This is a genomic window from Acinetobacter sp. A2 (assembly GCF_048537555.1).
GTDB lineage: Bacteria > Pseudomonadota > Gammaproteobacteria > Pseudomonadales > Moraxellaceae > Acinetobacter.
This window is the reverse complement of record NZ_CP183239.1, coordinates 2,103,703-2,128,033: the sequence shown is the minus strand read 5'-3', so window position 1 is coordinate 2,128,033 and position 24,331 is coordinate 2,103,703. Positions and strand designations below refer to the sequence as shown.

General features: G+C 42.7%; 20 protein-coding genes. 14 read left to right on the top strand and 6 right to left on the bottom strand.

Annotated features, from left to right (window positions below; all coding sequences use genetic code 11):
- Positions 1-19: 19 nt before the first annotated feature.
- The 5 genes from ACNS8M_RS10115 to ACNS8M_RS10095 form a co-directional block, all read right to left on the bottom strand.
- On the bottom strand, positions 20-1,267 hold the full coding sequence (locus ACNS8M_RS10115) for an OmpP1/FadL family transporter (RefSeq protein WP_168542272.1): 1,248 nt from the start codon (positions 1,265-1,267) through the stop codon (positions 20-22).
- A gap of 355 nt (positions 1,268-1,622) precedes the next feature.
- Positions 1,623-3,245: an ABC transporter permease gene (locus ACNS8M_RS10110; protein ID WP_168542274.1), complete on the bottom strand. Its 1,623-nt coding sequence runs from the start codon at positions 3,243-3,245 to the stop codon at positions 1,623-1,625.
- An 87-nt stretch (positions 3,246-3,332) separates the two neighbouring features.
- The gene (locus ACNS8M_RS10105) at positions 3,333-4,349 is read right to left on the bottom strand and encodes an extracellular solute-binding protein (protein WP_168542276.1); all 1,017 of its coding nucleotides are present in this window, start codon (positions 4,347-4,349) and stop codon (positions 3,333-3,335) included.
- A 21-nt stretch (positions 4,350-4,370) separates the two neighbouring features.
- The gene (locus tag ACNS8M_RS10100) at positions 4,371-5,504 is read right to left on the bottom strand and encodes an ABC transporter ATP-binding protein (RefSeq protein ID WP_168542278.1); all 1,134 of its coding nucleotides are present in this window, start codon (positions 5,502-5,504) and stop codon (positions 4,371-4,373) included.
- Between the two features lie 314 nt (positions 5,505-5,818).
- Positions 5,819-7,174 (bottom strand): amino acid permease, encoded by a 1,356-nt coding sequence (locus ACNS8M_RS10095; RefSeq protein ID WP_171525719.1) that lies wholly within the window; start codon positions 7,172-7,174, stop codon positions 5,819-5,821.
- 321 nt (positions 7,175-7,495) lie between these two features.
- On the opposite strand from ACNS8M_RS10095, the gene prpF reads away from it, so the two are divergent.
- A complete protein-coding gene (gene prpF, locus ACNS8M_RS10090) occupies positions 7,496-8,686 on the top strand; it encodes a 2-methylaconitate cis-trans isomerase PrpF (RefSeq protein ID WP_168542282.1) in 1,191 nt (396 codons plus the stop codon).
- A gap of 164 nt (positions 8,687-8,850) precedes the next feature.
- The gene (locus tag ACNS8M_RS10085) at positions 8,851-9,786 is read left to right on the top strand and encodes a polyprenyl synthetase family protein (RefSeq protein ID WP_171525718.1); all 936 of its coding nucleotides are present in this window, start codon (positions 8,851-8,853) and stop codon (positions 9,784-9,786) included.
- 174 nt (positions 9,787-9,960) lie between these two features.
- Here ACNS8M_RS10085 and ACNS8M_RS10080 read toward each other — a convergent pair whose 3' ends face one another.
- The gene (locus tag ACNS8M_RS10080) at positions 9,961-10,317 is read right to left on the bottom strand and encodes a hypothetical protein (protein WP_154320444.1); all 357 of its coding nucleotides are present in this window, start codon (positions 10,315-10,317) and stop codon (positions 9,961-9,963) included.
- A 440-nt stretch (positions 10,318-10,757) separates the two neighbouring features.
- Here ACNS8M_RS10080 and ndhC point away from each other — a divergent pair, with 440 nt between their 5' ends.
- From ndhC to nuoM, 12 genes are all read left to right on the top strand, one after another.
- Positions 10,758-11,303, top strand: coding sequence for an NADH-quinone oxidoreductase subunit A (ndhC, locus tag ACNS8M_RS10075; protein WP_004975445.1), 546 nt, complete (start codon positions 10,758-10,760; stop codon positions 11,301-11,303).
- 6 nt (positions 11,304-11,309) lie between these two features.
- Positions 11,310-11,987: a NuoB/complex I 20 kDa subunit family protein gene (locus tag ACNS8M_RS10070; RefSeq protein WP_004975447.1), complete on the top strand. Its 678-nt coding sequence runs from the start codon at positions 11,310-11,312 to the stop codon at positions 11,985-11,987.
- A gap of 85 nt (positions 11,988-12,072) precedes the next feature.
- A complete protein-coding gene (nuoC, locus tag ACNS8M_RS10065) occupies positions 12,073-13,860 on the top strand; it encodes an NADH-quinone oxidoreductase subunit C/D (protein WP_004975450.1) in 1,788 nt (595 codons plus the stop codon).
- A 14-nt stretch (positions 13,861-13,874) separates the two neighbouring features.
- Positions 13,875-14,384, top strand: coding sequence for an NADH-quinone oxidoreductase subunit NuoE (nuoE, locus tag ACNS8M_RS10060; RefSeq protein ID WP_004975451.1), 510 nt, complete (start codon positions 13,875-13,877; stop codon positions 14,382-14,384).
- Positions 14,381-15,718 carry an NADH-quinone oxidoreductase subunit NuoF gene (gene nuoF, locus ACNS8M_RS10055; RefSeq protein ID WP_104852364.1) on the top strand — a complete coding sequence of 446 codons (1,338 nt, stop codon included), beginning with the start codon at positions 14,381-14,383 and terminating at the stop codon, positions 15,716-15,718. The genes nuoE and nuoF overlap by 4 nt, the downstream gene beginning before the upstream one ends.
- Before the next feature lie 11 nt (positions 15,719-15,729).
- A complete protein-coding gene (nuoG, locus tag ACNS8M_RS10050; protein ID WP_168418691.1) occupies positions 15,730-18,414 on the top strand; it encodes an NADH-quinone oxidoreductase subunit NuoG in 2,685 nt (894 codons plus the stop codon).
- A 3-nt stretch (positions 18,415-18,417) separates the two neighbouring features.
- A complete protein-coding gene (gene nuoH, locus ACNS8M_RS10045; RefSeq protein WP_004975457.1) occupies positions 18,418-19,437 on the top strand; it encodes an NADH-quinone oxidoreductase subunit NuoH in 1,020 nt (339 codons plus the stop codon).
- Between the two features lie 18 nt (positions 19,438-19,455).
- Positions 19,456-19,998, top strand: a complete 543-nt coding sequence (nuoI, locus tag ACNS8M_RS10040) for an NADH-quinone oxidoreductase subunit NuoI (RefSeq protein ID WP_104852362.1) — start codon at positions 19,456-19,458, stop codon at positions 19,996-19,998.
- The gene (nuoJ, locus tag ACNS8M_RS10035) at positions 19,998-20,516 is read left to right on the top strand and encodes an NADH-quinone oxidoreductase subunit J (RefSeq protein ID WP_171501122.1); all 519 of its coding nucleotides are present in this window, start codon (positions 19,998-20,000) and stop codon (positions 20,514-20,516) included. Before nuoI ends, nuoJ begins: the two co-directional genes overlap by 1 nt.
- Complete coding sequence (gene nuoK, locus ACNS8M_RS10030) at positions 20,516-20,824, top strand: NADH-quinone oxidoreductase subunit NuoK (protein ID WP_004975463.1); 309 nt, start codon at positions 20,516-20,518, stop codon at positions 20,822-20,824. Before nuoJ ends, nuoK begins: the two co-directional genes overlap by 1 nt.
- Positions 20,821-22,716, top strand: coding sequence for an NADH-quinone oxidoreductase subunit L (gene nuoL, locus ACNS8M_RS10025; protein WP_168461369.1), 1,896 nt, complete (start codon positions 20,821-20,823; stop codon positions 22,714-22,716). Before nuoK ends, nuoL begins: the two co-directional genes overlap by 4 nt.
- A 1-nt stretch (position 22,717) precedes the next feature.
- Positions 22,718-24,331 carry an NADH-quinone oxidoreductase subunit M gene (gene nuoM, locus ACNS8M_RS10020; protein WP_167846183.1) on the top strand — a complete coding sequence of 538 codons (1,614 nt, stop codon included), beginning with the start codon at positions 22,718-22,720 and terminating at the stop codon, positions 24,329-24,331.

The following is a 24,331-nucleotide window of genomic DNA, read 5'->3' as shown; positions in this document are numbered from 1 at the left end:
TAGATTTGGGAATAATTAATTAGAAGCGGTAGCCCATTTTTAAACCGTAGCCAATCGCGTGGTTATCTGTGAACTCACCAACATTCGGGTTGGCAACTGTTAAAGCGGTTGCATCACCTAACCAAAAGTATTTAACACCACCCGCAATAAAGTAGTTTGGTGCAGGTGAGTATTGAACACCTAGACCTACATTCCAGTAGCCTTCAGTTGGTCCAAGAGTAGTTACAGGATTGTCTACGCCAGAATCCCAACCTACAGAGACATTTCCAGCCCACTTGTCAGTGAGTTTGCGCCCTACGCCCACAGTAGCAGACCATTGCTCTTCATTATATTCAACGAGGTTACCACCTTTTAATTGTGGCTGTTGCATCAAAGCTGAAGCTAGGTCAATAGCTTGTCCAAACTCTGTTGGGCGAATAGAGAAGTTAGACCAATCTACCCAACGTACGTTAGCAAAAGCAACTGTATCTGCCATAACACCAGTTTGAAAATCTAAATTAACAGATTGTGGGGTAGTTACTGCAGTTTTTCCTGGCTTAAATGCCGGAATTGCAGCAGGGTTTCCTTCTAAACCAACACCTAATGCCACATTTAATGGAACACCAGAATGGCTTTCTGTTGTAGAAAGCTCATGATCAATCTCAGAACGATAGGTTAAGGATGCTTTTAATGCAATTTCAGGAATTTGGAAAGCTACACCAGCTAACCAGCCGATTTCACTGTCTTCTTTCAAGGTTGCATCATATCCAGCGAACGCTGAATATGCTGCACCACGTAACGCAACATTACCTTTAGCTGTTTGGTAAACTGGACCCGCGTAAATATTCCAATTCTGCGTCGGCTGGAAACCAAATAAGAAAGTTAGGTTTTCAGTTTTAACTTCCGCACGAGTACCATCATTTCCTGTTGGGTTGAAAGCAGCGGATTGAGCAGTATATTCAGCTTCTGCGCCAAATGGCCGATCATAAATTACACCGAAAGAAAACTGATCGGTTACTTGTAATTTTAATGCAGCTGATGGGAAGTAATAATCACCCGCCATATCACCTGTTGCGTGTGATGGAATTTGCTGACCAGTAAGAGTGGTCATAGCTGTAGTTTTACCAGAAACAGAAGGATCCAGTACTGAAACACCAGCTTCAAAATAGTTACCCGGTTGTAGGAACGCAGCGATAGATTGACCAGAACGATCCATTGCTGCAGCAAAAGCACCTGTCATTGGTACAGTTGCTAAAATCATTGCTGTGCTTAGTGCTTTTAATTTCATTATACATTTCCCTTGGGCTATAAAGTCTTTTATGACAGTTTTTGTTGATGCTTTAAGCTTTCATCTAGGATGATTTCGGCTTGTATTCACCGAGACCATTTGTTACTCCATGTGACAAAAATATCACAATTAAAATAAGAGTAAATGCTCTAGGAAAAACTATTCAGTATAAAAATTAAACCAAATAGAGTATTTATTCTAATAAAGAGGTGTTTTTTATCTATAAGTAATTGATAAATAATAAATAAAATTAATAAATTTGCATTTGGTTGGGTGTTTTTGATTGATTAAAAAAAATACTATTTTTGTAGTAAAACCCATTGTCACTTGGTGTATTTCGCAACAATGGGACAGATCAACGTGTGGTTTTTCCAAGCTTTGCCAATAAAATAACAGGAATAAGACCGACCAATACAATCAACAAGGCGGCCACAGCACCATCTTCATAAGTTCCTCTAGAGGCTTCTGCATACAATTGGGTGGCGAGCGTTTCCATATTTAAAGGGCGGAGCAATAAAGTTGCAGGTAGCTCTTTCATACAATCTACAAAAATTAATAAGGCTGCAGAAATAATAGCAGGGCGCAATAACGGCAAATGCACACGCCATAATAAGGCAAGGTTGTTTTGTCCTAGGTTGCGTGCAGCATCATCAAAAACACCATGAATACGGTTATAGCCTGACTCAATGCCACCTACTGAAATTGCTAAAAAACGCACAGCATAAGCATAAATAAGGGTAAAACTCGTACCTAAAAATAATAAACCTGTATGAATGCCGAGTTTAAATTCTAAAAAATCTGCAATGGTGTGATCAATTTTGCCCAAAGCAAGCATGAGGCCAATGGCTAAAACTGTGCCGGGAATGGCGTAGCCTAAACTTGCAATTCGGCTAAACCAAGTCTGTTTGCTAAAACGTGTCGCACTGACAATAAAGAAACCAATCAAAATGGTGACGACAGTTGCAATGCTGGCAAGTAGCAAGGTATTGAGAGAGGCTTGAATGAGAAATTCAGAAAAACCTGCATATTGGATACGCTTGTAAGATTCCACAAGTAAGTGACTAGTCGGAATGAGAAAACCAATACAGACAGGAATCAAGCCTAAACCCAATAATACCAGTGCCTTAAAGCCTTTGACAGCTTGTGCAGGCATTAAACGGCTGCGTTGTGCAGAGTTCATATAGCGCTGTTTACGTCGACCTAAACGTTCCACCAAAACCAATAAGGTAATGATCATCAACATGAAAATGGCAATTTGCGCTGCGCCAGCTAAGTCAGATTGATTGGTCCAGGTTGAATAAATCGACAAAGTTAAGGTTTTAATGCCTAAAAATTCTGTTGCACCAATATCATTAATGGTTTCCATTAAAACTAGACTAGTACCCACAGCAATCGCAGGACGTGCTAATGGAATCGCAACACGTAAAAACACTTGATCGGGTTTTAATCCTAATGTACGTGCGACCTCAATTAAACTGGCCGATTGCATCAGAAACATTGCACGGGTGCTTAAATACACATACGGATACAGCACAAAGCTAAGTAAGAAGATGCCGCCCCAAACGCTACGAATATTGGGAAACCAAAACTGTTGTAATTCTAAATTAAACCAATCACGCAGAATGCTTTGCACAGGGCCAATTGGGTGCAAAATATCGATATAGCTATAGGCAATAATATAAGTTGGTACAGCTAAAGGCAGCAGTAAGGCCCAATCTAAAAATGCACGACCTCGGAATTGATACGCTGTTACAATCCATGCACTGCCTGTACCAATCAGGATGGTGAGAATTCCCACACCCAACAATAAAATCCCTGTTTCTGCCAACGTGTGTGGAATTACATAACGCAGCAGATGCCCCCAAATTTCACTATCACCTTGTAATGCTGTCCAAATTAAAGCGACCACAGGTAAACAGGCGAGTAGTGTCAATAACCCACTGAGCGAAAATAAAAAATTAAATTTATTTTTAAGCATTGCAATAGAGGTACTAAATAAGGGGGGAGGGAACAGCTGAGCATCTTACAGTGCAAAGCGCTGCACTGTAAGACAAAAGCAGAAAATTTAGCGGTTAAACTGGACTTTATCGACCAATAGGTTGGCGGCTTTACGGTGACGTGCAATATCGCTTAAGCGAATCGAGTCGATATTGAGTTTACCGAAGCTGGCAATAATAGGGTCAATTTTTACCCCTGGTTTTACTGGATATTCAAACCCATTTTGGGCGTAGATGGCTTGGGCATGATCTGAAGCTAAAAACTCAAGCAGTTGTACCGCTTCTTTGCGGTTTGGTGCATGCTTAGAGATCACTGCACCCGATACATTCACATGCGTACCACCATTTTTAAAACGTGGCAGCACGACATTAATGGCATTGCCCCAACGCTGTTGTTCAGCATCACCTGTACGCATGGTGCCAACGTAATAGGTGTTGGCCACACCAATATCACAAACTTTACCTAAAATATCACGGGCAACGTCACGGTCACCACCACTGGCAGGACGAGCTAAATTGGCTTTAACGCCACGCAACCAAGTCTCAGCTTGTTTTTCACCGTGATGCGCAATATAGGCAGCAATTAAAGCGGTGTTATAAGGATGGTTGCCTGAACGGATGCAGATTTTATTTTTCCATGTTGGATTAGCCAAATCTTCATAAGTGATGGCTTTTAAAGATGTACGGTCTTTAGAGGCATAGACTGCACGTGCACGCATCGATAGCGCATACCAATGTCCATTGGCTGCACGTAAGTTAGCAGGAATTGCACTATTTAATGTTTTAGAGCTAACTCGCTGGGTTAAGCCACCTTCTACCAAGTCCACTAAATTACCAAAATCTACGGTCAGCATGACATCGGCAGGTGAACGACGACCTTCTGCTTTTACACGTTCCAATAAACCATCTTTAATAAAAACAGTATTTACTTTTACACCTGTTTTTTGCGTGAATTCAGTTAATAACGTTTGAATTAAAACAGGTTCACGTGTGGTGTATAAGTTAACTTCTGCTGCTTGCGCCACACTTGCACCAAACGCAAGTAGACCTGTAACAACCAGCGATAATTTAGACATTGGTTTCATACGGTATTCCTAATCGAAAATTTAAACGTGAATAGCAGCTAAAGCAGAATCTGGTGTGGCTGATGATTGCTCATCAGATGCCAAGAAAAAACAGCTGTTTAAATCTACAGAAACATAGACTTGTTCAGCATGTTGGAAATCTTGAAGATGATTAACTTGTGCCAAAAGTGTGAGCGCATGATCTTGTAGTTTTAGACGTAGTTGCTGCGCGTGTCCCATAAAGCTTGAAGACATTACACTTGCTGGCAATGCACCTTCATTAGGGGTTTTGCTGACACGCACTTGATGAGGGCGGAAGCAGCATTGCACTTGTTTTTGCGTAGATAAGTCTTGTGCTAAATCCTGCTGACCAAGATCAACTTGACCAAAAATGGTGGAGATTGTTTGATTGTTGACTTGTGCAGGAATTTCATTCAACGCAGAAAAATAGCGTGCCGCAAACAACGTTTTAGGTTGTAGGTAGAGTTGCTTAGGCGAGCCAATTTGAATGATTTGCCCTTGATGCATCAAAATAATTTGATCGGCAATTTGCAGCGCTTCTTCAGGGTCATGCGTGACAATGACCGTAGTGGTTGCCGTTTGTTTTAAAATTTGAATGGTACTTTGACGGATTTGATCACGCAGGCGATGATCCAAATTGGAAAAAGGTTCATCCATAAGTAAAACTGGCGGTTTAGGGGCTAATGCACGTGCCAAAGCTACTCGTTGTTGTTCACCGCCTGAAAGCGTGTAGGGATAGCTGTCTTGATGATGCAGCATCGACACGTGTTCTAAGGCTTGTTTGGCAATTTCAGTACGTTGCGATTTAGGGAATTTCTTTAAGCCAAACATGACATTTTCCAGCACGCTTAAATGTGGAAAAAGGGCATAATCCTGAAAGACTAAACCAATGTTGCGTGATTCTGCGGGAATCTGTTGCTGTTCATCCCATAAGATATGCTGTTCGAGTTGAATAGAACCACTGCTTGGATTTTCCAAACCTGCAATTAAGCGCAGCATGGTAGTTTTGCCACATCCTGAGTGTCCCAGCAAACAGACAATCTGTCCACTCATGGCAGACCATGTTGCATTTTGCACAGCAAAACGCGAACCAAACTTTTTACTCAGCTGTTGGATGGTCAAGACATTGGCAGGTTGTGCAGCAAACGCATTCATGGATATTTCACACGACAAATTTTGTGCTCAAATAATAACTAAGAATTCTTCTCAAGTAGAGTCTTTTTATCATTTAGAATGTAAATGACCTTGGGGAGAGTATAAATTGGTTGAAATATCAAGAAAAACAGCAGTGTTTTGTTGGTTTATATTCTGAACGAGAATCCTACAGCAGGATTAAAAATTTGATGGTTTTATAACCACACTCTACTGAGAGTTGAACTTACAAGCGAAAAGACAAAATCGAGCTATAAAAAAAGTTACTGCCGAAGCAGTAACTTTTTTTAAACAGGGCGATATAAATATAGTCCAAATTAAGGTTTTTTAGAATTAAGCACCTTAAACAGAACAAACATTAAAACAATCCAGACTGGAATCATAATGACTGATTCTTTGAAGCCCTGTGTCCACATAATGTAAAGCACCACAGCAATGAAGGCCAACACCAGATAGTTACTAAATGGCGACCAAAGAGCAGGGAACTTGGTTGGAATAGCTAATTTTTTCAAAGTACTGCTGAATTTTAAGTGGGTTAAACTGATCATTGCCCAGTTTAGAACCAAAGCACCAACCACAATGTACATGAGGTGACTTAAGGCTTCTTCTGGTACAAAGTAGTTCAATAATACACAGCCAAAAATCAATACCGCAGAGAATAGAACAGCTGGAATTGGCACACCTTGTTTATTCACTTTTAGGAAAATTTTTGGTGCGTTACCTTGTTTGGCTAAACCGAACAACATACGGCTGTTGGCATACATCCCACTGTTATACACAGAAAGTGCAGCAGTCAGAATCACGAAATTCAGTAAGTGTGCAGCCCATTCAATCCCCATCTGACTAAAAATCATCACGAATGGACTTTTATCTAAACCACCTAAATCGAGCTGATTCCAAGGCACTAAAGACAACAGAATAGTGAGCGAACCGACATAGAAAATCAGGATACGGAACACCACTTGGTTAATGGCTTTAGGAATTGTTTTTTCTGGGTCTTGTGCTTCGGCTGCTGCCATACCAATCAATTCAATGCCGCCAAAGGCAAACATCAGGAAAGCCAACATAAAGAATAACCCTTCAAAGCCATGCGGGAAGAAGCCGCCATGTGCCCAAAGGTTGCTGAAAGAAGCAGTGGAGGTCGCATCTGCAGAAAGTAATAGGTATAAACCAAATACAATCATCGAGACTACAGCCGCGACTTTAATAATCGCCAACCAGAATTCTGACTCACCGTAGAACTTCACATTGCCCAAGTTAATAATGGTAATCACAATGAAAAAGAACAGTGTTGATGTCCATGCAGGAATATGCGGCCACCAGTAGTTAATATATTTCGCGACTGCGGTGAGTTCTGCCATGGCCACCAAAATATACAGAATCCAGTAATTCCAGCCAGCTAAAAAGCCAGGGAACTTACCTGCATATTTATAGGCAAAGTGACTGAATGACCCTGCAACGGGCTCATGAACAATCATTTCCCCCAATTGGCGCATAATTAAAAATGCAATAAGACCACCAATGGCATAACCCAAAATAATAGATGGGCCAGCAGATTGGATGACCTGCGCGGAACCTAAGAATAAACCAGTACCAATTGCGCCACCCATGGCAATCAATTGAATATGGCGGTTCTTTAAGCCACGCTGAAGTTGTGAAGACTCGTTGTTCAAAGTATTCAGCCCGACAATGAAAAAGTGACAAGATTGTAATAGATCAAATTTCATTAGCCTAGTAGCTATACATTTATGAATTAAATTTATGCAAATTATAAAAATAAGTTTAGCTGGCTTTTATTTTAAAAATTAGCGTAATCAATATATTAATTTTATTTTTGTCTTATAAATCAAGATGACTGGCTAGGGTAAATTTTACCAAATGTTGTTTTTTTATACTTAAGTCAAGACCACGATACCTTTTGAATAAAAACCGTTATCATGCAAAAGGGTCTTTTTATATTGACCATAACAATCAAAAACAAGGGAATAAAATTCATGCGTTTTGCACCACAAGTTAAAATTCCAGCGACTTATATGCGCGGCGGTACCAGTAAAGGCGTATTTTTTAAACTTGATGATTTACCTGTAGCAGCACAGCAGCCAGGCAAAATTAGAGATCAAATTTTATTGCGCGTCATTGGCAGTCCAGACCCTTATGCCAAGCAAATTGATGGAATGGGCGGTGCAACTTCAAGCACTAGCAAAACGGTAATTCTGGCGAAAAGTACGCAGCCTGATCATGATGTTGATTATCTGTTTGGACAGGTTTCAATTGATCAGCCTTTTGTAGATTGGAGTGGTAACTGTGGCAACCTCACGGCTGCGGTAGGTGCATTTGCCATTAGTAATGGTTTGGTCGATGCCAGCAAAATTCCAGAAAATGGTGTGTGCACAGTACGCATTTGGCAAAAAAATATTGAAAAAACCATTATTGCGCATGTACCTATGACCAACGGTCAGGTGCAGGAAACGGGTGATTTTGAGCTGGATGGTGTGACATTCCCAGCAGCAGAAGTCCAAATTGAGTTTTTAGACCCAGCCGATGATGGTGACGAGGGGGGGGCAATGTTCCCTACGGGCAATGTCGTGGATACTTTGGATGTGCCAAATATTGGAACATTTCAAGCTACATTTATTAATGCGGGTATTCCAACAATTTTCCTAAATGCAGAAGATATTGGTTATACCGGTACAGAATTGCAAGATGCGATCAATGGTGATGCACAGGCATTGGCACGTTTTGAAACCATTCGTGCTTATGGCGCCAAACAAATGGGGCTGATTCAGGAAATTGCCGAAGCTGAAAAGCGTCAGCATACCCCAAAAATTGCTTTTGTTTCTGCACCCAAAAGTTATGTTTCTTCAAGCGGAAAGCAAATTCAGGTAGCAGATACCGATTTATTGGTACGTGCTTTATCGATGGGTAAATTACACCATGCCATGATGGGCACAGCAGCTGTTGCAATTGGTACTGCTGCAGCTATTCCAGGAACTCTGGTGAACTTAGCTGCAGGTGGTGGTGAGCGTGAAGCGGTACGTTTTGGACATCCATCGGGTACGCTTCGCGTTGGTGCGCAAGCCGTGCAGGAAAATGGACAGTGGCAAGTAAAAAAAGCGGTAATGAGCCGTAGTGCACGTGTCTTGATGGAAGGCTGGGTGCGTGTGCCTGCTGAAACGCTTGAATAAATTGGTCACGAACCTGACATTTTAAATTTAAACAAAATTCAGCCTCTATTTCGATAGGGGCTTTTTTGTAGCTGAAATACTATATCGGTGCAGTTAAGGCTTAAAAAAAATTGAATTATGGGTACAATGCTGCAACAGACAAAGCAGCTTACTGCTTATCAGACATGAACCAACAATTCGAGGCGAATGTGTCATCACTTCACGATTTACAGGCGCATGCATTAACCGCAGCCCAACAACGTATTCAGCAAGACTTGCTTACCGCTTTAGAGGCCTTTGCATTGCCAGAACCGTTAAAGTCTGCTGTGCATCATGCCGTCATGTTGGGTGGTAAGCGTGTGCGTCCTGCTTTGTGTTATGCCACAGCTGCGTTAAGACCTAATCAGAATTATGCAGCAGTACGCCGTGCTGCAGTTGCAATTGAGCTGATTCATTGTTATTCACTGGCGCATGACGATTTGCCGTGTATGGATAATGACTTGTTGCGTCGTGGGCAGCCAACCTGTCATGCAGCTTATGGTGAAGATACAGCGTTGTTGGCAGGTGATATTTTACAATCGATGGCATTTGAAATTTTAGGCAGTCGTTTGTTTGATCAGTCTGCTGCGGTAGATCAAGGGATTGTACTCAAGCAGATGCAAATTTTAGCTACAGCATCATCAAAAATGGTGTGTGGTCAGGTTATGGATTTACAATCTGAAGGCAAACAAGTCGATCAGGCGACTTTGGAAAGTATCCATCGTAATAAAACAGGTGCCTTGATTTCTGCTGCAGTGATGATGGCTGCTGTGACCGTGTTTGATGGACGAGATAAAGCCATTCCACAACTGCGTGAATATGCACAAGCGATTGGTCTAGCCTTTCAGGTACAAGATGATATTTTGGATATTATTTCAGAGACTGAAGTGCTCGGTAAAACCGCAGGCAAAGATGAGCAGGTGGAAAAATCCACTTATCCTGCATTGATGGGGCTAGAGCAGGCACAAACTTACGCTCAACAGTTACATGATCAGGCTTTTGCTGCGTTGGCTTTTTTTGATACTGCTGCAGCAACAGAGCTACAGAAAATTTCAGAATTTTTACTGTCACGTAAAAGCTAATTGATGCTTTAGGTTTACTGATACCTTTAAATATAGTGATTTTTAATTGAAGTAAATTGGCGGTGTGCCAAAAAAATAAAAGCGAGCATTTGCTCGCTTTTTTATGTTGTTGCTTTGGAGTAAGTCTATTTTAAAATATTTACCGGTTTAAAATTTCACTCCTTTTTTTGCTTTTTATTCCTGAAGTGTTGCATCCGGAGCAAGAATTGTTTTGCCTTGCTTTAAGCTATCTAAAGCCTCTCGGTTAAAATCGACCAAAAGAGAGTTGTTTTGTGGATCAATCGCATAGCGACTAATCAATTTTTGATCACCCTGTAAAGTTTCTATTCGGTATTCATCTGCAATATTCATAATGCCGTCTAAATTAATGGTGGCAGAAGCCTTGTCTTGACGAAATAACTCATAAACATCGCGTAGGTCAAAAATTGCATTTTGTGCATCGGGATGCTTTTCAAAATAATTTTGTAAATGACGAATAAATAATTGCGCAAACATAAAGTAATTCGGTTTGTGGGTATAGTCTAAGCTCATGTGTTTACTCCTTATTATTCAAATTTTTAATGCTTTATAGGAATAACACACTCTAGGCTAAAAATTAAAGAAACTCTGGGCTGAAGTTGCAAAAACTACACAAAGAATTTGATGCTGTGCACTAAGCTGAAACCTAAATTTGCCATGATCTGTTTAGAAATTAAAAAACTTTGTAACGAACAGCGCAGTTGGTGTTTTGGAAAAAATAATCATAAATGGTTTATCTATTCATTAAAGCGATTAATAGCCCTACAGAGTAGTGGAATTCTAAAATATCAAGTATTTGAATAAAAAATCATCCGAAAGACTAAGACTTATGAACTAGCAAGTGAAATCATAAATCAGGTACAATTGGCGTGATTAATTTTGTGTTTGGTGTATTTGAAGGCCAATACATACATTCTTTGTTAATAAATAGGCCTGCCAGGAGTTATCCCCGCATGAGTGCCATTACTCCATACGAATGGGCAATTATTGCCTTCGTGATCGGCGTTACATTTTTATGCGTCTTTATGCTAACCGTTCCTTTACTCCTTGGGGGTAAATCATGGGGACGTGCGAAGCAAGAGCAGTTTGAGTCGGGTGTTGTTGGTGCTGGTGGAGCACGTATCCGCTTATCTGCCAAGTTCTATTTGGTTGCAATTTTCTTCGTTGTTTTCGACTTAGAAGCACTTTATCTATATGCATGGGCAGCATCTGTTCGTGAAGTAGGTTGGGTGGGCTTTGCAACTGCTGCTGTATTTATTTTAGTTTTACTCGTTGGCTTAATTTATGAATTATCAACCGGCGCACTGAACTGGGCACCATCTGATAAGCGTAAAGCAGCAGGGATTAAACCTAAAATTGGTTCGCCAAATATGGATCTTGCAGAAATCACACGCTTTAACTCAATTGAAGAATTGGTAACGGACCCTACCGGTCAAATTCCAGCTCAATCCTCTGGTCGTGTAAAAAAATCTGCGACTACCTCATCTGACAAGGAGTAACTCGGGATGAAATATACCTTAACCCGTGCGAATCCCGATGCTGATCAATATCCACTTCAAGAGCGCCAAATCGTAACTGATCCGCTTGAAGAAGAAGTGAATAAAAATGTGTTTATGACTCGTTTAGAGGACTTGGCACATACAGCAGTAAACTGGGGACGTAAGAACTCAGTTTGGCCGTTCAACTTTGGTACATCGTGCTGCTACGTAGAGTATGCAACGACCTTAACAGGCGTGCATGACTTGTCACGTTTTGGTGCTGAGGTTATTCGTGCTTCACCGCGTCAGGCAGACTTGATGATTGTTGCAGGTACGTGTTTCGTAAAAATGGCACCTGTAATTCAGCGTTTGTATGAGCAAATGCTTGAGCCTAAATGGGTTATCTCAATGGGCGCATGCGCAAACTCAGGTGGTATGTACGACATTTATTCAGTTGTACAAGGTGTGGATAAAATCATTCCTGTGGATGTGTACATTCCAGGTTGCCCACCACGTCCTGAAGCATTAATTCAAGCATTAATGTTATTACAAGACCAAATTCAATTAGAGCGTCGTCCGTTGTCTGCGGTAATTGGTGATGATCTTAAGCCAGTGTATAAGCCAAAGATGATGCCAGAACGTGACCGTAAGAATGCACAGCGTATTGCGGTGAAAAACTTACGCTCTATGGATGAAATTAAATAATTTAAACGTACAAATATTGATGCACCCGAAGGGTGTAGTTGTCGTTTAGGTTGACTGAATTTGTATTAAATAGGAAGCCAAGCCAATGGCTGAAACTGACATTGCTATGCCAGAATCAACAGCAGTTGATTCACGCCCAGCATTTGCAATTGTAGAAGAACTCAAAACCAAATTTGGTGAGAACTTCTACGTGCAAACGACTTTTGAAGATTTTCCAACAGTCTGGGTTGAGCGCGCACGTGTACAAGAAGTTTTAATGTTCTTGCGTACAGTGTCACGTCCATACGTGATGTTGTTCGACTTGTCTGCGGTAGATGAGCGTTTACGTACTCACCGCGACGGTCTACCTGCGTCTGACTTTACAGTGTTCTATCACTTGTTATCGCTTGAGCGTAACACGGACATTCGTATTAAAGTTGCCTTGAATGAGAGTGATCTCAACATTCCTACAGCAACTAACATTTGGCCAAATGCCAACTGGTACGAACGTGAAGCTTACGATATGTTTGGTATCAACTTCGAAGGGCATCCAATGCTCCGTCGTATTTTGTTGCCAACATACTGGGAAGGTCACCCGTTACGTAAAGAGTATTCTGCACGTGCTACGGAATATACGCCGTACATGCAGAACCAAGCCAAACAAGACTTCGAGCAGGAACACCTACGCTTTGTGCCTGAAGATTGGGGCTTAAAGCGCGGTAATAAAGACGAAGACTTCATGTTCTTGAACTTGGGTCCTAACCACCCATCTGCACACGGTGCGTTCCGTGTAATTTTGCAGTTGGATGGTGAAGAAGTGAAAGACTGTGTGCCAGATATCGGCTATCACCACCGCGGTGTGGAAAAGATGGCTGAACGTCAAACTTGGCATTCATTCATTCCTTATACCGACCGTGTGGACTACTTAGGTGGTTGTGCCCAAAACATGCCGTATGTGATGGGTGTGGAACAACTGGCAGGTATTACTGTACCAGACCGCGCACAATGTATTCGTGTAATGATGTCGGAATTATTCCGTATCAATAACCACTTATTGTTCATTGGTACTGCAATTCAGGATGCGGGCGGTATGACCCCTGTATTCTATATGTTCGCAGACCGTCAAAAAATCTACGATGCGATTGAAGCCATTACTGGTTACCGTATGCACCCAGCATGGTTCCGTATTGGTGGTACCGCACACGACCTACCAAACAACTGGCAGCACCTGATTCGTGAAATCTTGGAGTGGATGCCAAAACGCATGAATGAATACTACACTGCGGCATTACGCAACTCAGTATTCATGGGTCGTACGCAAGGCGTTGCACAGTATGATGCGAAATCTGCTTTGGCGTGGGGTGTAACAGGTACTGGTCTACGTGCAACAGGTATTGACTTTGATGTGCGTAAATACCGTCCATACAGTGGTTATGAAAACTATGACTTTGAAGTGCCGGTAGAGTACGAAGGCGATGCTTACGCACGTGTATTGGTACACTTCCGTGAAATCGAAGAGTCATTGAAAATCATCAAACAATGTCTAGATAACATGCCTTCTGGTCCATATAAAGCGGATCATCCATTGGCTGTTCCACCACCAAAAGACAAGACATTACAAGATATTGAAACCTTGATTACACACTTCTTAAGCGTGTCTTGGGGTCCTGTAATGCCTGCTGGTGAAGCATCTGTAATGGCAGAAGTGGTGAAAGGTGCATCTAACTATTACTTGACTTCAGATAAGTCGACGATGAGTTACCGTACCCGTATTCGTACACCAACTTTCACGCATTTACAGCAAATGCCTTCTGTGATTAACGGCAGTCTGGTATCTGACTTAATCATTTATTTAGCGACCATTGACGTCGTAATGGCAGACGTGGATCGCTAAGGGGTAAACGCATTATGATGATTTTGACTGATAAAAAGCCACGTGTGAATGTTGAAGGGATTTTAACTGCAGAAGAAATCCATGAAATTGAACATCACATTGGCCATTATCCGTACCCACGTGCAGCATCTTTGGATGCCTTGAAGTGTGTACAGCGCCGTAATGGCTGGGTAGATGACGCGCAGTTAAATGCAATTGCACAGCTTCTCACCATCAGCGTTGCTGATTTAGAAGGTGTTGCAACTTTCTATAACCGTATTTATCGCCAGCCTGTAGGTCGCCACGTGATTTTATTGTGTGACTCGATTGCATGCTTCTTGATGGGTGCAGAAACACTGGCAGAAGCATTCCAGCGTGAATTAGGCATTCAGTTTGGTCAAACGACTGCAGATGGTCGTTTCACGTTATTGCCAATTTGCTGTTTAGGAAATTGCGACAAGGGACCAACCTTGATGATTGATGAAGATACTCACGGTTTAGTTGAGGTGACATCGGTGCAACAGTTATTGGAGAAGTATGTATGAATACCGAACCAAGACCAATTTATGGTGACGGTAACCCAGAAACGCATCCATTAACTTGGCGTTTAAGCAAGCAAGAGCACGTGCGTAATGCAGATGATTACGAAGCGCTAGAAGGTTATGCGGGCTTTAAGAAAGCGATTTCTATGCCGCCTAAAGATGTGCTTGAAGTCATTAAAGCTGCGACAGTAAAAGGTCGTGGTGGTGCAGGCTTCCCTGCAGGGATCAAATGGTCACTGATGGCGCCAAATGACAATTCTGGTCCACGTTACCTGATTTGTAATGCCGATGAGATGGAACCAGGTACTTTCAAAGACCGTTTGCTGATGGAAAAACTTCCACACCAACTGATTGAAGGTATGCTGATTGCTGCTTATACGCTTGAAGCAACACACGGTTATATCTTTATTCGTGGCGAATATATCGAAGCTGCACAGTACTTAAATGAAGCGATTGAGCAAATTCGAGCCAAAGGTTATTTGGGCGAAAACATTTTAGGTACAGGTTGGGGCTTTGAGCTATACGTGCACACAGGCGCTGGTCGTTATATCTGTGGTGAAGAAACTGCATTGATTAACTCGCTTGAAGGCCGTCGTGCTAACCCACGTACTAAACCACCATTCCCGCAAGTTGCAGGGGCATGGGGGCGTCCAACGATTGTCAACAACGTAGAAACCTATAACAACTTACCTGCAATTATGTTGCGTGGTGCAGAGTGGTATATCGGTTTATCTGCAGGCAAATCGAAAGATCCTGGCACAAAAATTTACGGTGCGTCAGGTAAGGTGAAATTCCCTGGTCTATGGGAACTTCCATTTGGTACGACTGCACGTGAAGTGATTGAAGACTATGCGGGTGGCATGCGTGATGGCTTGAAGCTAAAAGCATGGTTACCGGGTGGTGCGTCTACCGACTTCTTGGCGGCAGAACACATTGACTTGCCAATGGATGCAGAGAGCATCATGAAAGCAGGTTCACGTTTAGGTACGTGTTTGCTCATGGTAGTCGATGAAACTCAATGTATGGTTTCTGCAACCCGTAACTTAGAAGAATTCTTTGCGCGCGAATCATGTGGTTTCTGTACGCCATGTCGTGATGGCTTACCATGGGCTGTAAAAGCACTCAAAGCAATTGAAAATGGCGAAGGAAAAGAAGAAGACATTCAACATCTTCAAGAACTCACCAAAAAATTGTGGATTGGTAAGACCTTCTGTGCTCACGCACCAGGTGCGATGGAGCCATTAATGGGCGCACTCAAATATTTCCGTAGCGAGTTTGAAGCAAAAGTGGCAAATAGCCGTCCTGCTGCTCAAGCTAGCAACGTAGAACAAGCTTAAGGAATTCGACTATGGCTACAATTCATGTCGATGGAAAATCGTACGAAGTCAATGGCTCGGAAAACTTGCTGCAAGCATGTTTGAGCCTTGGGATCGACATTCCGTACTTTTGTTGGCATCCATCCTTAGGTTCTGTCGGTTCTTGCCGTCAATGTGCCGTGACCCAATATGCGAACCCTGAAGATACTCGTGGTCGCTTGGTGATGTCATGTATGACACCTGCTGCTGACAATACCTATATCTCTATTGAAGACAAGGAAGCGACTGAGTTCCGTGCTTCAATTGTAGAGTTCTTGATGACGAACCACCCACACGACTGCCCTGTCTGTGAAGAAGGTGGTCACTGTCATTTACAAGATATGACTGTAATGACGCAGCATGACCGTCGTCGTTACCGCTTCACCAAACGTACACACTATAACCAAGAGCTAGGTTCGTTCATTGCACATGAAATGAACCGTTGTATCGCATGTTATCGTTGTGTGCGTTACTACAAAGACTATGCAGGCGGTACAGACTTTGGCGTTTATGCCAACGCATCACGTGTGTACTTTGGTCGTCCTGAGTCGGGTACTTTAGAATCTGAATTCTCTGGCAACTTGACTGAAGTATGTCCAACAGGTGTATTTACCGACAAAACGCACTCTGCACGTTATAACCGTAAGTGGGATATGCAATATGCGCCAAGCGTATGCCAAGGCTGTTCTTCTGGCTGTAACATCTCTCCGGGTGAGCGTTATGGCGAATTACGTCGTGTAGAAAACCGCTTTAACGGTGAAGTTAACCAATACTTCCTGTGCGACAAAGGTCGTTTCGGTACAGGTTATGTGAACCGTGAAGATCGTCCACGTCAGCCACAGTTCCGTAATGGTGCGAGTGTAGAAACCATTTCTGTAGATACTGCACTTGATACGATTATTGCCAAAGTTCAAGGCAAAAAAGTTTTGGGTATTGGTTCGCCACGTGCATCGCTTGAATCAAACTTTGCTTTGCGTGAGTTAGTGGGTCAAGACAACTACTCAACAGGTTTATCGCAAAAAGAGCAAAACTTGGTAGAGCTTGCAGCTTCAATCATGCAAACCGAAGGTATTTACAACCCAGGTATGCGTGAAATTGAAGATTACGATGCTGTGTTAATTTTGGGTGAAGATTTAACCCAAACTGCACCACGTATGGCCTTGTCTGTTCGCCAAGCGGCGAAAAACAAAGCCAAAGAAATGGCTGCAGAGCGTCGTACCCCAGACTGGCTGGCTGAACCTGTACAACGTATCGCACAAGATGCAAAATCACCAATTTACATTTTGGCTGCAACGCAAACGCGTTTAGCCGATGTAGCAACCGGTGAAGTGGTTGCATCTCCAAACGACATCGCACGTTTAGGTTTTGCGATTGCAGCTGCAGTAGCAGGCGATGTAATCACTGGTTTAGATGACGATGCCAAAGCATTTGCACAAACTATTGCCGACACGTTAAAAGCTGCGAAAAAGCCATTGGTGATTTCAGGTACAAGCTTACAAGAAGCTGCCATTATGGAAGCGGCTGCACAAGTGGCACAAAACTTGGGTGAGAACGCAGGTTTAACCCTAACTGTGCCAGAAGTGAACTCAATGGGCTTGGCAATTTTAGGTGGTCAAAGCTTAGAGCAAGCATTTGCACAAGATTATGATGCTGTGATTGTGGTTGAAAATGACTTATACCGTCGTTTACCTGCGGCACAAGTTGATGCCGCTTTGGCAAAAGCACAAGATGTAATCGTGCTTGATCATGCTGAAACAGCAACAGTGCAAAAAGCCAACATCGTACTTTCTGCAGCAAGCTTTGCTGAAGGTGATGGTACTGTAGTGAGCCAAGAAGGCCGTGCTCAACGCTTCTTCCAAGTGTATGACCCAAGCTACTACAAACCTGAACTAGCAATCAAAGAATCTTGGCGCTGGTTACACGCACTTGAAACAGGCTTAAAAGGTAAAGCAATTTCTTGGACTGTTTTAGATGACGTGATTGAATCTGTTGCGAAAAATATTCCAGCACTTGAAGCAATTCAGGATGTTGCACCAGATGCAGGTTTCCGTGTACATGGCTTGAAAGTTGCGCGTGAACCACGTCGTTACTCAGGTCGTACTGCAATGCGTGCGCCGTTATCTATTCACGAGCCGAAACAACCGACCGATGTCGATTCTGCATTAACTTTCTCTATGGAAGGTTATGTTGGTAACCAAACACCATCGGCACTTGTACCATTTGCATGGTCTGCAGGTTGGAACTCACCACAAGCTTGGAACAAATTCCAAGACAATGTGGGCGGTCACTTAAAAGGTGGTGATTCAGGCATTCGTTTATTCGATCGCTTAGCAAAACGTCCTGCACGTAGCTATGTGGCACCAGCACCTGTGCTAGCTAATCCTGAAAGCTTCCGTTTAATTCCAATGCATCACATTTTTGCATCGGGTGAATTTACGGTGAAAACACCTGCAATGGAAACGCGTATTCCTGAAGCTGTATTTGCTGTAGGCACTCAAGATGCGCAGCGTTTGAATGTACAAGATGGTCAAACAATTACCGTACAAGCAGGTGAAACGTCTATCGTACTGCCAGTACAAGTGATTGAATATTTACCTACAGGTTATATTGGCTACCCAATTGGTCTTGCACCAACGGTATCTCTTGCAGAGCCTGTTTCAGTCGCGGTAGGAGTGTAATTCATGCAACAAGAATTAATCCGTCAGACGCCGCTGTGGGCTGAGAACTGGCCAATTGCCTATTCAGTCATTCAAGCGATTGTCATCTTACTGGTTGTAGTATTGATTGCTGCGCTCATGTCTTTTATTGAGCGTCGTTTACTGGGCTTATGGCAAGACCGTTATGGTCCGAACCGTGTAGGTCCAGGTGGTATGTTCCAGATTGTAGCCGACATGCTTAAAATCATGTTCAAAGAAGACTGGACACCTAAATTTGCCGACAAACTAACCTTCCGTATGGCACCAGCAGTTGCAATGGCAACTGCGGTACTGTCGTTCATGGTTATTCCTGTATCACCTTATTTAGGTGTTGCAGACATGAGCATTGGCCTGTTGTTCTTTATGGCAATGGCTGGTATTGCAGTCTATGCGGTGTTATTTGGTGGTTGGTCATCAAACAACAAATACGCATTGCTTGGTGGTCTACGTTCAGCAGCTCAAACCATTTCGTATGAAGTGTTCTTGGGTATTTCACTTATGGGTGTGGTTGCAATTGCAGGCTCATTCAACATGCGTGAAATTGTTGAAGCGCAACGTGATGTTTGGTTTGTGATTCCACAATTCTTAGGTTTCTTGATTTTCGTGGTTGCTGGTGTTGCGGTAACACACCGTCACCCATTTGACCAACCAGAAGCAGAACAAGAATTGGCAGAAGGTTATCACGTAGAATATGGCGGTATGAAATGGGGTATGTTCTTCGTTGCAGAATATGTCAACGTGGTACTGATCTCTGCGCTTATCGTGACTTTATTCTTCGGTGGATGGCTTGCGCCGTTTAACCTTGAAATTCCATTCATTCCAGCAGCTTTCTGGTTCATTATCAAAACAGCATTCTTTGTAATGATGTTTGTCTTGGCACGTGGTTCTTTAATGCGTCCACGTTATGACCAAGTGATGAACTTTGGTTGGAAAATTTGCTTGCCATTGGCGCTTGTTAACCTTTTGGTAACTGGTGCTGTGATTCTTATGAATCATTCGGCCTAAGACAGCAGGGAGAACAATATGTTTAAGTTTCTAGCTGGGTTTGGGTCAATTGTACGTTCACTGTGGATGGTTTTCTCACACGTGACACGTAAACGTGACACCATTTTGTATCCGGAAGTACCAGCCGAAGAAATTGTACCTCCACGCTTCCGTGGTCGTATTGTGTTAACACGCGATCCAGATGGCGAAGAGCGTTGTGTTGCATGTAACCTCTGTGCAGTTGCATGCCCAGTGGGTTGTATTTCACTACAAAAAGCAGAACAGGAAGATGGTCGTTGGTATCCGGAGTTTTTCCGTATCAACTTCTCACGCTGTATTTTCTGCGGTATGTGTGAAGAAGCATGTCCAACGACTGCAATTCAATTAACGCCTGACTTCGAGTTAGGTGAATATGTGCGTCAAGACTTGGTCTATGAGAAAGAAAACTTACTCATTTCAGGTCCTGGTAAATATCCTGACTACAACTTCTACCGTGTAACGGGTATGGCTGTTACAGGTAAAGACAAAGGTCAAGCGCAACGTGAAAGCGCACCTGTTGATGTACGGAGTCTATTACCATGATGTGGCCGTTTTATTTGATGGCACTAGTGGCCATTGTCTCTACGGTTCGTGTAGTCACTAACGCGAACCCAGTACATGCTTTATTAAGCTTGATCGTGTCATTGCTTGCAGTTGCAGGCATGTTCATGATCGTGGGTGCTCCATTTGCTGGCGCCTTGGAAATCATTGTTTATGCGGGTGCGATCATGGTCTTGTTCGTATTCGTAGTAATGATGCTAAACCTTGGTCAGCAAACCGTTGAACAAGAGCGTAAATGGTTGACTTCATCTGCTTGGGCATATCCAGCTTTGATGAGCTTCCTAATTGGTTTGGTTTTAGTGTGGTCATTAAGCTCAAACTACACCACACCAAGCGCTTTAATGGGCACTGAAATGGTTGGTCCAAAAGCGGTTGGTCAAGCACTCTTTACTCAGTACTTATTATTGGTTGAAGTTGCCGCAATGTTATTACTTGCAGCTTTAGTTGCAGGCTTCCACATCGGTAAACGTGAACCAAGTGCAGAAGAGGAAAAAGAATAATGGGCAACATCCCTTTAGAACATGGTTTGATTGTCGCGACCATTCTTTTTGCACTCGGTTTTTACGGTGTGATGGTGCGACGCAACCTACTATTTATTTTAATGGGCCTTGAAATCATGATGAACGCTGCGGCACTGGCGTTTGTTTTGGCTGGTAGTGCATGGGTACAACCAGATGGTCAGATCATGTTTATCTTGATCTTGACACTTGCTGCGGCAGAGGCGTGTATCGGTCTTGCGATCGTCCTTCAGTTCTATCATCGCTTCCATCATTTGGATGTGGATGCTGCTAGTGAGATGCGCGGATGAGTTATTTATATCTAACAGTATTGTTTCCGCTCATTGGTTTTATCCTTTTAGCGGCAGGGCGTAACAACTTACCTGAAAAAGTTGCTGCGATTATTGGCGTTGGCTCAGTGGGGCTGTCTGCATTATTCGCTTTAATTGCAGGCATGGACTTTGTGAACAATGGTTCGGTTGCAACAACTCAACACTTATGGACTTGGTTCAATGTAGGTGGTTTTGCGCCAGCAATTAGTTTGCACCTAGATGGTTTATCTTTACTCATGCTTGGCATGATTACGGGTGTGGGTTTCTTAATTCACATCTTTGCCTCATGGTACATGCGTGGTGAAGAAGACTTTGCACGTTTCTTCTCTTACTTCAACCTGTTCGTTGCGAGCATGTTGCTGTTGGTTTTAGGCGATAACTTAGCGTTATTGTTCTTAGGTTGGGAAGGTGTAGGTCTGTGCTCTTACTTGCTGATTGGTTATTACTACCAAAACCCTGCAAATGGTTTTGCGGCAATCAAAGCATTTACCGTAACACGTGTGGGTGACGTTTTCTTACTGATTGCATTGTTCTTGCTGTATCAACAATTCGGCACCTTGAATACGCAATACATCGTAGAAAATGCAGCCAATGTAATGACTCAAAGCTCATCCATCACCATTTGGACAGCGTTAATGTTGTTCTTAGGTGCTGCGGGTAAATCTGCACAAATTCCATTGCAAACTTGGTTAGCTGACGCGATGGCAGGTCCAACACCTGTATCTGCATTGATCCACGCTGCAACAATGGTAACTGCAGGTGTTTACTTATGCTGTCGTATGTTCAGCGTATTTGAACTAGCACCAGAAGTGATGTTGTTCATTTCTATTACAGGTGCGGTGACCTTACTAGTTGCTGGTTTTGCTGCATTGGTTCAAACCGACATCAAACGTATTTTGGCTTACTCAACTATGAGTCAGCTCGGTTATATGTTTATGGCGGTAGGTGCTGAAGCGTATCAGGCTGGTCTATTCCACATGCTAACTCACGCATTCTTCAAGGCATTATTATTCTTGTCTTCTGGTGCGGTGATTTTGGCTTACCATCACGAACAAAACATTTTCAAAATGGGCGGCTTGTTCTACAAGAACAAATTCCTATTTGCATGTTTCGCAATTGGTGGCGGTGCATTGGCAGCGATTCCATTCTTGACCATTGGTTTCTTCTCAAAAGACGCTATTTTGGCAGCAGTTTGGACGCAAAGTCATATTGCAGGTATTCCGTTATATAACACCTTATATTGGGTGGGTGTAGCTGGTGCATTCTTAACTTCAATTTATACATTCCGTTTAATTTGGGTTGTATTCTTTGGTAAAGAAAACACGCCATATCACGAAATCAAAGGCGCAACTTACTGGTTCCCATTGGCAGTGCTTGCAGTACTTTCAACTGGTTTAGCGATTGTATTAAAAGCGCCAGTGATGAGCATTCTTGATGCTGCAAAAATCCCAGCATTTGTGATTCCTGAAGCATTAGAAGCAGGCGCACATGGTGCAGAGTATGTTGCAATTGGTGTGGCTTTGGCTGGTTTAGCCGTAGGCGTGGTGTTATTTGCCTTCGCTTATAATGCTGTAAAAGGTTTTGCGCAAACTTCATTGGGTGCGGGCCTTGCCAACATTTGCCGTAATGCACTTGGTTTCGATGCGTTGTATGACATCGTATTTGTAAAACCATTCTTGCTGATTGCCAAACTATTAGGTCGTGATCCAGTTGATGGCATGTGGTTAGTACTGCCTGCACTGGTGAAAGGTGGTCATAGCTTCACAAGTTCACGTCAAACAGGTTCATTACGTGAGTACGCATCGAGTATGGCACTTGGTGTTGTGGTCTTACTAATGATCTTGATCGTGATTCAGGTCGTGGGGAAATAAGATGGACGCTCCAAACAATTTAATTCTACCCGCGCTGATCCTTGTTCCGTTCATTGCAGGTTTTATTTGCTGGTTGGTCGATAAACTCGACGATAAATTACCGCGTTACATTGCTTTAGTGGGTATGCTCGTAACTTTGGGCTTAACTATCGCATTGTGGCAAGGTGCCAGCTATAACTACGAATTAGGCGCTCAAGTTCCAACTTGGTCGGCTGAATTTATGTTGCCTTGGATTCAAACCCTAGGCATCAACATCCACTTAGCGGTGGATGGCTTATCTTTACTTATGGTCGGCTTAACTGCATTACTGGGTGTTTTGGCAGTAGGCTGTTCATTTGGTGAGATTCAAAAGAACGTTGGTTTCTTCCACCTTAACCTTTTATGGTCTTTGGGTGGTGTAATTGGTGTATTCCTTGCAATTGACTTGTTCCTGTTCTTCTTCTTTTGGGAGATGATGCTTGTACCAATCTACTTCCTGATTGCGTTATGGGGTCATAAAGGTTCAAATGGTCGTTCACGTGTTTATGCTGCAACCAAATTCTTTATCTACACGCAAGTTGCTGGTTTAATCATGTTGGTGGGTATCTTAGGTCTAGTGATCTATGGATACATGATGTCAGGTACGATTTCGTTCAACTACAACTATTTATTGGCTGTAGCGAATACGCTTGATGCACAGTTACCAGCAGTTGCTTATGCCTTCATGATCTGCTTATTCATCGGTTTTGCGGTAAAACTTCCTGTTTTCCCATTACACGGTTGGTTACCAGATGCGCATGCACAAGCGCCTACAGCGGGTTCTGTCGACCTTGCAGGTATTTTGATTAAAACTGCAGCGTACGGTTTACTACGTTTCGTAATTCCATTCTTCCCAGCGGCATCTGCTCAATTTGCAGACATTGCCATTATTTTGGGTTTAATTGGTGTGTTCTACGGTGCGTGGTGTGCTTTCCAGCAAACCGACATGAAGCGTTTACTAGCTTATACCTCTATTTCGCACATGGGCTTCGTATTACTTGCAATTTATGCAGGTAATATCCTGACTTACCAAGGCTTAATGATCATGATGTTAGCACATGGCTTGTCATCTGCAGCATTGTTCATTATGTGTGGCCAAATTTATGAGCGCGTACACACACGTGACATGCGTTTAATGGGCGGTATCCGTGGTCAATTCCAATACCTTTCATTCTTCCTTATGTTCTTTGTGGCAGCGTTAGTTGGTATTCCTGGTTTAGGTAACTTTATTGGTGAATTCCTGATTCTCATGGGTTCATTCGAGCAGTTCCCAGCCTTCACAATTATTGCGGCAGTGAGCTTGGTCTTTGCAGGTGTATACGGTTTAATCCTGATTCACAAAGCTTTGTTTGGTGTGCCAAATGAAGAGCAAAAACAGCACTATGCAAATCCGTTAAAAGATTTAAATGCACGTGAAGTTGTGATTCTTTTAATCTGTGCACTGGGTCTAGTATGGCTTGGTCTGTATCCACAAACCTTCCTTGATATTTCAAACTCAAGTATGGCGTGGTTAGCGAATAGCTACATCCCAGTTCAAGAAGTAGTTGAAGTTACTCATGAAGTAACAACTCAACTCGAAAATGTGGAGATCCAATAA